Genomic DNA, 11,935 nt, shown 5'->3' with positions numbered 1-11,935 from the left:
TCCCGGGCCGCCGGGGCACGGACGCCGCGGAGGAGAGGGGCATGACCGGAACAGCACCCGTCGCCGAGCTGGCGGCACTGCTGCCCGAGGGCGCCCTCGTCACCGACGAGGCGACGAGCGACTCCTACCGGCACGACAGCGCCAGCTCGTGCGCCGCCGGGCGTCCACTGGGCGTCGTCCGGCCCACGACCACCGCCGAGGTGCAGGCCGTGATGCGCTGGGCCACCCGGTACCGGGTGCCGGTCGTGCCGCAGGGCGCACGGACCGGGCTGTCGGGCGGGGCGAACGCCGTCGACGGCGCGCTGCTGGTGTCGATGGTGCGGATGAACCGCATCCTGGACATCGACGAGGTCGACCAGGTCGCCGTCGTCGAGCCCGGGGTGGTCAACGCCGACCTGTCCCGCGCCGTGGCCGCGGTCGGCCTGTTCTACCCGCCGGACCCCTCCTCCTGGGAGCTGTCGACGATCGGCGGCAACCTCGCCACCAACGCCGGCGGCCTGTGCTGCGTGAAGTACGGCGTCACGGCCGACTTCGTCCGCGGGCTGGAGGTCGTGCTCGCCGACGGCGAGGTGGTCCGCGTCGGACGCCGCACGGCCAAGGGCGTGGCCGGTTACGACCTCACCCGCCTGCTCGTCGGGTCGGAGGGCACCCTCGGCATCATCACCGAGGCGACGCTGGCCCTGCGCCCGGCACCGGAGCCGGCGCTGACCATGGCGGCGGTCTTCGACAAGACCGCCGACGCCATGACGGCCGTCGCCCGCATCATGGCGTCGGGGATGCGCCCGTCGATGATGGAGTTCCTCGACAAGGCCTCCATCCGGGCGGTCCAGGCCTACCGCGACATGGGGCTGCCCGTCGACGCCGAGGCCATGCTCATCACCCAGTCCGACCGGGGTTCCCTGGCCGCGGCCGACGTGGCCGCCATGGGTGCGATCTGCGAGGAGCTCGGGGCGAGCGAGGTCGCCGTCGCCGAGGACGCCGTCGAGTCCGCCATGCTGACCCAGGCCCGGCGGCTGGTGAACCCAGCGGTCGAGGAACTGGGCGCGACGCTCATCGACGACGTCGCCGTGCCACGCGCCCGGCTCGTGGACCTGCTGGCCGGCATGGAGCAGATCGCCGCCTCGACCGGGACGCTCGTCGTCTGCCCCGGGCACATCGGCGACGGGAACATGCACCCCACGGTGGTCTTCGACCGGGGCGACGACGCCGCGGCCGAGCGGGCCCGGACGGCCTTCGACGCCATCATGCGGCTGGCCCTGGACCTGGGCGGCACCATCACCGGGGAGCACGGCGTCGGGCTGCTCAAGCGGACCTGGCTGCGCTCGGAGCTGGGCGAGCGGTCCTACGCCCTGCAGCAGCAGATCAAGTCGGTCTTCGACCCGCTGGGGATCCTCAACCCCGGCAAGGTCCTCTGACACCGGCACGGCCACGACCGAGGAGCAGCGGATGAGTCTGACGGCGACGCAGCCGGACCAGGACAGCGAGCAGGACCGCGCACTCCGGGAGATCGAGCAGCGGGTGCTCTGGCTGGCCACCGCCATCGTCGACCACGCCAACCGGCTGCGGCCGAACCCCACGGGCCTCAAGGTCGGCGGCCACCAGGCCTCCAGCGCCTCGATGGTCACGATCATGACCGCGCTCTGGCTGGAGCAGCTGTCGGCCTCAGACCGCGTGTCGGTCAAGCCGCACGCCTCGCCGGTGCTGCACGCCCTGGAGTACCTGCTCGGTCAGCTCGATCCGTCCTACCTCCCCCGCCTGCGCGAGTTCGGGGGGCTGCAGAGCTATCCCAGCCGGCTCAAGGACCCCGTGCCGGCCGACTACTCCACGGGATCGGTCGGCATCGGGGCCACCGCGCCGATCTGGGGGGCGCTGGCCCGCCGCTACGTCGGCGCCCACTTCGGCCCCGGCGAGGTGGGCGGGGGCGGCCGCCAGTGGTCGCTGGTCGGCGACGCGGAGCTCGACGAGGGTGCCGTGTGGGAGGCCGTCCTCGACCCGATGGTCGCCGAGCTGGGCGAGGTCGTGTGGGTGGTGGACCTCAACCGGCAGTCGCTGGACCGCGTCGTCCCCATGATGGGCGCCACCCGGCTGCAGGGCATGTTCGCCGCCGCCGGCTGGCAGGTGCTGACGGTGAAGTACGGGCGCCTGCTGGAGGAGCTGTTCGCCCGTCCCGGCGGCGCGCACCTGCGCGACCGGATCGACGAGATGACCAACCCCGAGTACCAGCGGATGCTCCGGCGCACCGCCGCGCAGCTGCGGGAGGCGCTGCCCGGGGACGGCCCCGGCGCGGCCGAGATCGCCCGGCTCATCGCGGACGTGCCCGACGACGACCTGCGCGCGGCGGTGCGGAACCTCGGTGGTCACGACCTCTCCGCCCTGCGGTCGGCGTTCGCGCAGATCGACGACACGCGGCCCACCGTGGTCCTGGCCTACACGCTCAAGGGCTACGGGCTGGCCACCGAGGGGCACCCGCAGAACCACTCGGCGCTGCTGACCGAGGCGCAGATCGGCCAGCTCGCCGACTCCCTCGGCGTGGACCCCGCCGACCCGTGGGCGGTCCCCCCGCCCCAGAGCGCGGCCGCCCGCCTGCTCGCCGCCGCCGCCGACCGCCTGCGGCGCGTCGAGGAGGCCCCCGCCGAGGTCCCGGCCATCCCGACGGACCTGGGCCGCACCCCCACCGGCACCGCCACGACGCAGGCGGCGCTGGGCCGCGCGCTGCTCGACCTCAACCGGGCCGCTCCGGAGGCCGGCCGCCGCGTCGTCACGGTCAGCCCCGACGTCAGCTCCAGCACCAACCTCGGCGGCTGGGTCAACAAGGTGGGCGTCTGGTCGTCGGCCGAGCGCCCGGACTGGTTCGCCGACGACGCCGAGACGATCCTGCACTGGCGGGAGCAGCCCAGCGGGCAGCACATCGAACTGGGCATCGCCGAGACCAACCTCGTCGGCCTCATGGGGGAGCTCGGCGCCACCTGGAACCGCTGGGGGCAGCCGCTGCTGCCGATCGGCGTTCTGTACGACCCGTTCGTCGAGCGGGCCCTGGAGCCGTGGTCGTTCGGCATCTACGCGGGCGGTCAGTCCATCCTGGTCGGCACGCCGTCCGGCGTCACGCTCGCGCCCGAGGGCGGGGCGCACCAGTCGATCAAGACGCCGTCCATCGGGCTGGAGCAGCCCGGCTGCGTGACCTACGAGCCGGCGTTCGTCCTGGACACCGAGTGGTGCCTGCTCGCCTCGCTGGCCCGGCTGGGGCGGCCCGGTGGCAGCTCGGCCTACCTGCGGCTGTCGACGCGGCCGGTCGACCAGACCCTCGCGGCCGTGCCCACCGACCCGGCCGCCCGGGAACGGCGTCGCCGGCAGGTCACCGCCGGCGCGTACGCGCTGCGCCGCGCCGGGCGTCCGGCGGTCACCCTGGTCACCATGGGCGCCGTCGTCCCGGAGACGCTGGCGGCCGCCGACCGGCTCGACGCGCTCGGCGTCGGCGCCGACGTCGTCTGCGTGACCAGTCCCGGGCTGCTGTTCCGCGCGCTGCAGGCACGCCGCGGTCTGGACGACGCCGGGACCTGGATCCTCGACACGGTCCTCCCCCGCGACCGGGCGACCCCCCTCGTCACCGTCCTGGACGGCCACCCGCACACGCTGGCGTTCCTGACGGGGGTCAACGGGGTGCCCGGAGCCCACCTCGGGGTGACCGCGTTCGGGCAGAGTGGCGACCTGGCCAGCGTCTACCGCCACCACGGCCTGGACGCCGACTCGATCGTCGGCGCGGCGCTGGACCTGGTGGACTGAGCGTCCAGGACGGAGGGTGGCGGCCGTGGGGGTCTCCGCGACACGCAGGCAGGTGCTTTCGTTCCGGGTGCACGCGCAGCAACTGGACCGCGAGGCCGGCACGCTCGACGACACGGCTGTGCTCGATCTCGGCGTGCAGGACACCGGGCCGGACGGCGGGCGGTGGGCGCTCGCGCTCCGCGGCGTCTCCGCGCCGGCGGACGGCGAGCTCGCCACCGTGTGGACCGTCCGCGGCGCCCCGCACCTGTACCGGCGGGCCGACCTGCCGGGGGTCGCCGCGGCCACCGCGCCGTTCTCCGACGCGGACGCGGGCAAGCGCATCTTCGACGCGGCCAAGCCGCTCCAGGCCGCGGGCATCGGCAACCTCGAGGGTCTGGACGTCGTGGCCGCGACCATGCGGGAGCTGGTCACCGCCCCGATGGTCAAGGGCGAGGTGTCCGGGCGGCTGACCGAGCTCCTGCCCGAGCCCCACCTGCGGTTCTGCCGGCCGTGCGGCGCCACGCACGTCCACGAGATGCCGTTCCGGCTGGCCGCGCTGCGCGCCGGGCTGGAGCTGGAGCCGGGCACCTCGCCGCCGGTGCTGCGCCCGGTGCCGGGCCTGGTCCCCGCCGAGACCGTGCCGCCGCACCTGGACGTCGTCCGCGGCTACCTCCGGCTGCTCGGCCCGGCGACGCCGAAGCTCGTCGCCGGCTACCTCGACGCGCCGGTCAAGGACGTGCAGGCCCGCTGGCCCGACGACGCCGTCGAGGTGACGGTGGACGGCGAGCGGCGCTGGCTGCTGGCCGAGGACGCCGACCGGGTCGACGACGTCCCGCCCGCGACCGGGGTGCTCCTGCTCGGCCCGTTCGACCTGTTCCTGCAGGCCCGCGACCGGCCGCTGCTGGTCGACGACCCGGTCCGGGCCAAGGCGCTGTGGCCGGTGCTCGGCCGGCCCGGCGCGGTGCTCGCCGACGGCGAGGTCGCGGGCACCTGGCGGCCGCGCAAGGCCGGCTCGACGCTCACCGTGACGGTCGAGCTGTGGCAGCCGGTGCCGCGGGAGGCGGTCACCGCGGCCGCCGAGCGGCTGGCCGCCTTCCGCGGGGTAGTGCTCAAGGACGTCCACATCGACTGAGGAGAGGCCATGACCGGTCCCGACGACGCCTTCCTGGCTCCTGACGACGCGCTGCGCGGCTTCGACGACGACGACAGCGACGTCGAGTCCGGCACGGGCGACGGCGACCGCCCCGGCGCGGACGACGTCGAACGCCCGAACCCCGCCGGAGCCGCCGTCGAGGACGCCGGCCGCTCGGCCGGCTCCCTGGACGACGGGACCGAACCCGGGTAGCCCCCCTCCGGGGTCAGCGGCCGGCGGCGTAGCCCTGCATGCCGCGCGGGTTGGCCCCGGCCCGCAGCACCCCGGTCTCCGGGTCCCGCGACACCGCCGACAGCCGGCCCAGCGACCAGGGGCCGGAGACGGTGATGTCGTGCCCGCGCCGGCGGAGCTCGGGAATCGTCCGGTCGCCGAGCCGGTCCTCCACGACGACCTCGCCCGGGGTCGCCTGCCGCGGGTAGAACGACGACGGGAAGCTCGTGGTGTGCCAGGCCGGCGCGTCGATGGCCGCCTGCAGGTCGAGTCCGCCCACGGTGTGGGCCAGCCAGAAGCACAGCTGCCACTGCTCCTGCTGGTCCCCGCCCGGGGTGCCGAAGGCCAGCGTGGGCACGCTCCCGCGCAGGGCGAGCGACGGGGTGAGCGTGGTCCGCGGGCGCCGACCGGGCACCAAGGAGCCGGGCAGGCCCGGCTCCAGCCAGAACATCTGGGCCCGGGTGCCCAGCGCGAAGCCGAGCGACGGGATCACCGGCGAGCTCTGCAGCCAGCCGCCCGACGGGGTGGCCGACACCAGGTTGCCCCACCGGTCGACGACGTCGACGTGGCAGGTGTCGCCCCGGGTCGTCCCGCGGGTGTCCACGGTCGGCTCCCCCACCCCGGCCAGGGTCTGCTCCGACGGGTGCGACCGCGCGGACACCTCGGAGACGAACCCCGGCAGCCGCGGCGGGCGCCCTCCCGGCGAGCCCGGCCGCAGCTCCCGGCTCGCCCGTTCGCCCACCAGCGCGCGCCGTCCGTCGGCGTAGCCGGGCGACAGCAGGTCGGGGACCGGCACGTCGGGCGCGTCGCCGTACCAGGCCTCGCGGTCGGCCATCGCCAGCTTCACCGCCTCGACGGCGGCGTGCACCAGGTCGGCGTCGGCGATCCCGGAGGGATAGGCCTCCGGGCCGGTGACCGGCAGCCCGTCCAGCACGGCCAGCGCCTGGAGCAGCGACGGCCCCTGCGACCACGGCCCGGCCTTGGCCAGCGTCCACCCCCGCCAGTCCAGGGTCACCGGCGGCTCGTACGCCGGCGTCCAGGCGGCCATGTCCTGCGCGGTCAGGAACCCGGCGTGCGCGCGACCGGAGTCGTCCACCACCGGTTGCCGGCAGAAGCCGTCGACCGCCTCGGCGACGAACCCCGCGTACCAGGCCTGCAGGGCGGCGTCGATCCGTGCCTCCCGGGAGGGGCCGCGCGCCGCGTCGAGCAGCCGGCGGTAGGTCGCGGCGAGGACCGGGTTGCGGAACAGGTCGCCGGCGCGCGGGACCGCGCCGTCGCCCGTGAGCCACGTGGCGGCCGAGGTGGGCCAGTGGGCGCGGAAGTGGTCGGCGACCGAGGCGATGGTCGCCGCCGCGCGCGGGACGAGCGGCTGGCCGGACTCGGCGTACCCGATGGCGAAGCGGAGGACGGCGTCCAGCGGCAGCGTGCCGTGGTCGCGCAGGAGCGTCAGCCAGCCGCCCACGGCGCCGGGCACGGTGGCGGCCAGCAGGCCGGTGCCCGGGACCAGGGAGAGGCCCAGGTCGGCGAAGGCTGCGGTGCTCGCCCCGGCCGGAGCGACCCCCTGGGCGGACAGGACGACCGGCCGGCCGGCGTCCCCACCCTGGCCGCCGCGGGCGAACAGGATCGGGACCTCGCCGCCCGGCCCGTTGAGGTGCGGCTCCACCACCTGCAGGGTGAACCCCGCCGCGACGGCCGCGTCGAAGGCGTTCCCGCCGGCCTCGAGGGTCGCCATGCCCGCCGCGCTGGCGAGCCAGTGCGTGGAGGCGACCATGCCGAAGGTGCCGGCCAGCTCCGGGCGCGTCGTGAACACGGGGACCACCTGGGGATCGGGCCGGGGACAGCCGGCGCGGGCGGGACCACTGCCCCGTGCGGCCGGTCGGCCGGCGCACGGGGACGTGTCCCCGCATCCTGCAGGACGCACGACGGGGCCGCGGGTCCCCGGCGAGGGCGCGCGCCGTCCGGTGCTTCCCCCGCAGGTATCTCAGCCCTAAGGTATCCGGTCATGGAGCCGCGCCGCGTCCGCATCGGCATCGACACCGGCGGCACCTTCACCGACGTCGTGGCGGTGGACGAGGCCACCGGCCGGGCGACGACCACCAAGACGCCGTCCACCCCGGCCGACCCGGCCGAGGGGTTCCTCACCGGCGTCCGCAAGGTGCTCGACCTGCTCGGGCTCGACGGCGGCGCGATCACCGCGGTCAGCCACGGGACGACGGTGGCGACCAACCAGCTGCTCGAGGGCGAGCTCGACCGGATCGGCTTCCTCACCACCGAGGGCTACGAGTCGGTGCTGGAGATCGCGCGGCAGTCGGTGCCCGACGGCTACGGCAACAGCTACTTCTGGGTCAAGCCGCCGCGGATCGTCCCCGCCGACCTGGTGCGCACCGTGCGCGGCCGGCTCGACCACCACGGGGCCGAGGTCCGCCCGCTCGACGAGGACGACGCCCGCGCCGCCGCCCGCTTCTTCCGCGACGCCGGGGTCGGCACGATCGGCGTCTGCCTGCTGCACTCCTACGCGGACGACGCCCACGAGCGCCGCGTGCTCGAGATCCTGCGCGAGGAGCACCCCGGCGCGGTGGTGAGCACCAGCTCGCAGGTGCTGCGCGAGTACCGGGAGTACGAGCGGTCGGTGACCACGCTGGTCGACGCGGCGGTCAAGCCGCGGGTGGGCGCGTACGTGACGGCGATCCGGGAGCGGCTCGACGGCATCGCGCCGGGCGTGCCGTTCTACGTGATGAAGAGCAACGGCGGCGTGCTGTCGGCCGAGGAGGTCGTGCACCAGCCGATCACCACGGTGCTGTCCGGGCCGGCCGCCGGCGCGCTGGGCGCCGCCCTGGTCGCGGGCGCGGCCGGCTTCGACCGGGTGCTCACCTGCGACGGCGGCGGCACCTCCACCGACGTCACCGTGGTGGTCGACGGCGAGCCGGCGATCACCACCGAGGGCTCGGTCGGCGCCTACCCGTCCAAGATCCCGATGATCGACGTGGTCACCGTGGGCGCGGGCGGCGGCTCGATCGCGTGGCTGTCACCGGAGGGCACGCTCAAGGTCGGGCCCCGCTCGGCCGGCGCCGACCCGGGCCCGATGTGCTACCCGTCCGGCGGCTCGGAGCCCACCGTCACCGACGCCCACGTGGTGCTCGGCCGCATCCCGCCGCACCTGCTGGGCGGGGAGATCCCGCTGTCGGTCGACGCCGCCCGCGCCGGCCTGGTGCAGCTCGGGGAGCAGCTCGGCCTGGACCTGGAGCGCACCGCCACCGGCATCCTGGAGATCTCCGCGTGGAACCAGGCCAACGCGCTGCGCCAGGTGACCGTCGCGCGGGGCCTCGACGTCCGCGACTTCACGCTGACGACGTTCGGCGGCTCCGGCTCGCTGCTGGCCTGCCGGCTGATGGACGTCCTCGGCCTGCCGCGCACCCTCGTCCCGCCGGATCCGGGCAACCTCAGCGCGTTCGGCCTGCTCACCGTCGACGTCCGCAACGACCACGTGCAGACCGCGATCAGCCGGCACGCCGACCTGGACCTCGACCGGGTGCGGTCGGTGTTCGCCGCACTCGAGGACGACGCCCGGACCGCGCTGGACGGCGAGGGCTTCCCCCGCGACCGGCAGCGGGTGCAGCGCAGCGCCGACCTGCGCTACGTGGGCCAGGCGTTCGAGGTGCGCGTCCCGGTGTCGGACGGCGACCTGGACGCCGCAGCCGTCGACCAGGCCTGCCAGGCCTTCCACGCCGCGCACCGCATGCTCTACGGCTACGACTTCGCCGAGGACGCGCGGCAGGCCGTCGAGTGGGTCAACCTGCGGGTGAGCGGGATCGGGCCGATCCGCCGTCCGGACCTGGTGGAGCTGGCGCCTGCGGATGGGTCCGGAACGGACCGGGCCGTCACGGGCTCCCGGCCGGTGTTCTTCGACGACTGGACCGACACCCCGACCCACTCCCGCCAGTTGCTGGCCCCCGGTCACGTGGTGACCGGCCCGGCGGTGATCGAGGAGTTCGGCTCCACCGTGCCGGTGCACCCGGGATTCCGGGCGACCGTGGACGGGTTCGGGAACCTGCTGATCGAGAGGGACGCCCGATGACCGCCGCCCCCTCCGGCGACCGCCGCGGAAACGGCCACTCCGACGGCGAGGGCACCGCCGACCCGGTGCTCGTGGAGATCGTCGCCGGCACGCTGGCCGCGATCGAGCGGGAGGTGGAGACCTCGATCGGGCGGACGTCGCGGTCGCCGATGATCCGCGACGCGCACGACTTCCGCGCCGGCATCCACGACCGGAAGCTGCGCAAGCTCACCGGCCGCTCGTACTCCGCACTGGTGCACCCGGTGGTGCGCGACCACCCGATCGAGACGATGAACGTCGGCGACGTCTACTTCCACAACGACGTCTACCTCTCCGAAGGCGGGATCGGGCACCTGCCCGACCTGTGCGTCACCGTCCCGGTCTTCGCCGAGGTGGACGGCCCTGCCGGTCCGGAGGCCCGGGTGGTCGCCTTCGTGCAGGCGTTCGGCCACCACGACGACATCGGCGGCGCGGTGCCCGGCTCGATGCCCTCGGCGGCGACGAGCGTGTACGAGGAGGGCCTGATGGTCCCGCCGATCAAGCTGTGGGACCGCGGCGTCCGCAACGAGGCCGCGCTGACGATCATGACCCGCAACTCGCGGATGCCCGACTCGCTGGCCGCCGACCTCGACGCCGAGTGCTCGGCCTGCCTGGCCGGCGCCCGGCGCCTCGGCGAGCTGTTCGAGCGGTACGGGGTGGCCGCCGTGGAGGCCTGCTTCGAGGCGATCCTCGCCACCTCCACCGAGGTGTACCGGCGGGAGGTCCTGTCGCAGATCCCCGACGGCAGCTACGTCTGGGAGGACTACGCCGAGCACGACGGCGTCGAGCCGCCGAAGCTGCACCGGCAGCGGATCACGCTGACCATGGACAGCACGGCCGACGTGCCGCTGGTAATCGACTTCACCGGCACCGGGCCGCAGGCGAAGGGGCCGATCAACCACTGCGGCGACTACGCCGACGGCAACTTCCTCAAGAAGTGGCTGGCGCCGATCCTGCGCAACCTCGCCGAGACGCCCGAGCGGATGGCCGAGCTCGACGTCAACGAGGGCGTCGTCCCGCTGATCGAGATGCGCTTCCCGGAGAAGGGCACGCTGCTCACCCCGGTGTTCCCCGCCCCGACCAACGCGCGCACGTTCGTCATCCTGCGGCTGCTCGGCGTCCTGGCCGGGGTGCTGGCCAAGGCCACCGGCGGCCGGATGCCCGCCGACCAGGAGACCATCCGCTACACCGGCGTGCACGGTCTCGATGAGGCTGGTGAGCCCTACCTGATGCGCGAGGTGCTCGGCGGCGGTTCGGGCGGGCGGTACTACGCCGACGGCGAGGACACCATCCACGTCGTCCCCGACTCCCGGAACCTGCCGACCGAGTTCACCGAGTCCCGCTTCCCGCTGCGCGTGGAGCGGCTGGGCCTGGCCCTGGACTCCGGCGGACCGGGTCGCTACCGGGGTGGCTGCGGCTACGAGAAGCACATCCGGGTGCTGCGCGATGCCCACTTCATGTCGATCGCCGACCGCTCGATCCTGTGCTGCTGGGGCGTCGCCGGCGGTCGCGCCGGACGGCCGTTCCAGATCACCGTGGACCCGGGCGGCCCGGACGAGCACGACGTCGACGCGCTCGCCGACGCCGAGCCGCTGGCGGCGGGCACGGTCGTGCGCATCCGGACGACGGGTGGGGGCGGCTGGGGCGACCCGCTGGACCGACCCGTCGAGGAGGTGCTGCGCGACGTCGCCTGGCGCAAGGTGAGCGTCACCGGGGCCCGCGAGGACTACGGCGTCGTCATGGCCGACGACGGCACCTGCGACGAGGCCGCGACCGATCGGCTCCGCCTGGAGATGCGGGCCGCACGCACCGGCGAGGAGCCGTTCTTCGACCGCGGGCCAGGCTACGCGCGGCTGTCCGGCGGCGCCGCGTTCAACGAGTTCGACGTCCTGTAGCCGGCGTGGCTCAGGGCGTGCCGAAGTCGGTGCTGCCCGCAGGCGGCTTGGCCTCGTCGCCGGTCTCGCCCTCGTCGCCGCGGTTCGTCGGGTGGTCGCTGGTGCGCGGGTCGTCGTCGGTGTCGTCGACGTCCTCGGGGACCAGCGGCGTCTCGTGCAGGACGTGCTCGCGTGCCGCGTCGCGGTCGGTGCCCGGTACCTCGGTCATGGCGACCTCCTCATCTCGGGGCCGCTCCCCTACCCGGCCGCTCCAGGGCGGATGCGCCCGGCGCTACGCCCGCGGCGAACGGCGGCGGCGCCACCAGCGGGACCGCGGCGGCGCCGGTGCGGCGACCGGCTCGGGGAGGGACGGCGGTGGGCGGGTGGCCTGCCAGAGCCGCACGAGCGCGTCCTCGTCGGCCAGCCCGGGGACGGCGTCCGGTCCGTCCTGCGGACGCCGCCAGTGCTGCTCCACCCGGGCGTTGAACTCCGCCACCGTCGCCCGCACCGCGGCCTCGCTGGGCAGCTGCGGCACCCGCAGCGCCAGGTCCTCGCGCTCGCGGCGCAGCGCCATGCCCGGCGGCAGCATGTCCTTGGGGTCGGCCTGCTGGCGGCGCGCCCACTCCAGCGCCCACTCGTAGCTGGTCTGCTCCCTGACCCGCGGGGGCAGTGGCCGGCCGGAGCCCTCGAGACCCTCGAACGCACCGCGGGCCTGCGCCTGGCTGATCTGGTGCTCGATCCAGGTCTCGAAGGCCATCCCCGGGGGCTTGCGCTCGGTCATCACCCCCTTGGTACCCCGTCGTTGCCGGATCGTGCGTTGCCGGATCGTGCGTTGCCGGATCGTGC

At 75.0% G+C, this 11,935-nt stretch carries 9 protein-coding genes; 6 read left to right on the top strand and 3 right to left on the bottom strand.

Annotated features, from left to right (window positions below; all coding sequences use genetic code 11):
• The first annotated feature begins 41 nt into the window (after positions 1-41).
• From BUB17_RS18910 to BUB17_RS18895, 4 genes are read left to right on the top strand one after another with little or no spacing between them, the layout of a single operon-like run.
• Entirely contained in the window at positions 42-1,415 is a 1,374-nt protein-coding gene (locus tag BUB17_RS18910; RefSeq protein ID WP_072920239.1) for an FAD-binding oxidoreductase, read from the top strand.
• Positions 1,416-1,446: 31 nt separating this feature from the next.
• A complete protein-coding gene (locus tag BUB17_RS18905) occupies positions 1,447-3,780 on the top strand; it encodes a transketolase-like TK C-terminal-containing protein (RefSeq protein WP_072920238.1) in 2,334 nt (777 codons plus the stop codon).
• Between the two features lie 52 nt (positions 3,781-3,832).
• Positions 3,833-4,891, top strand: a complete 1,059-nt coding sequence (locus tag BUB17_RS18900) for a winged helix DNA-binding domain-containing protein (RefSeq protein ID WP_244277378.1) — start codon at positions 3,833-3,835, stop codon at positions 4,889-4,891.
• A gap of 9 nt (positions 4,892-4,900) precedes the next feature.
• On the top strand, positions 4,901-5,104 hold the full coding sequence (locus BUB17_RS18895) for a hypothetical protein (protein ID WP_072920237.1): 204 nt from the start codon (positions 4,901-4,903) through the stop codon (positions 5,102-5,104).
• Between the two features lie 13 nt (positions 5,105-5,117).
• Here the strand turns inward: BUB17_RS18895 and BUB17_RS18890 are convergent, their stop codons facing one another.
• Complete coding sequence (locus BUB17_RS18890) at positions 5,118-6,932, bottom strand: gamma-glutamyltransferase family protein (RefSeq protein WP_072920236.1); 1,815 nt, start codon at positions 6,930-6,932, stop codon at positions 5,118-5,120.
• 192 nt (positions 6,933-7,124) lie between these two features.
• Here BUB17_RS18890 and BUB17_RS18885 point away from each other — a divergent pair, with 192 nt between their 5' ends.
• Complete coding sequence (locus tag BUB17_RS18885; RefSeq protein ID WP_072920235.1) at positions 7,125-9,197, top strand: hydantoinase/oxoprolinase family protein; 2,073 nt, start codon at positions 7,125-7,127, stop codon at positions 9,195-9,197.
• A complete protein-coding gene (locus BUB17_RS18880) occupies positions 9,194-11,110 on the top strand; it encodes a hydantoinase B/oxoprolinase family protein (protein WP_072920234.1) in 1,917 nt (638 codons plus the stop codon). Before BUB17_RS18885 ends, BUB17_RS18880 begins: the two co-directional genes overlap by 4 nt.
• A 10-nt stretch (positions 11,111-11,120) precedes the next feature.
• On the opposite strand, the gene BUB17_RS18875 is transcribed toward BUB17_RS18880, so the two are convergent.
• Both BUB17_RS18875 and BUB17_RS18870 read right to left on the bottom strand, forming a co-directional pair.
• Positions 11,121-11,318 (bottom strand): hypothetical protein, encoded by a 198-nt coding sequence (locus tag BUB17_RS18875; RefSeq protein ID WP_072920233.1) that lies wholly within the window; start codon positions 11,316-11,318, stop codon positions 11,121-11,123.
• A gap of 63 nt (positions 11,319-11,381) precedes the next feature.
• Positions 11,382-11,935, bottom strand: a 554-nt coding sequence (locus BUB17_RS18870) for a DnaJ family domain-containing protein (RefSeq protein ID WP_208983485.1), incomplete at its 5' end; no start/stop codon positions are given.

The sequence above is a fragment of the Geodermatophilus obscurus genome (assembly GCF_900143215.1).
In the GTDB taxonomy this organism is placed as follows: Bacteria; Actinomycetota; Actinomycetes; order Mycobacteriales; family Geodermatophilaceae; genus Geodermatophilus; species Geodermatophilus obscurus_A.
Note: the sequence above shows the minus strand (reverse complement) of the source record. Positions and strands in the feature narration are given on the sequence as shown.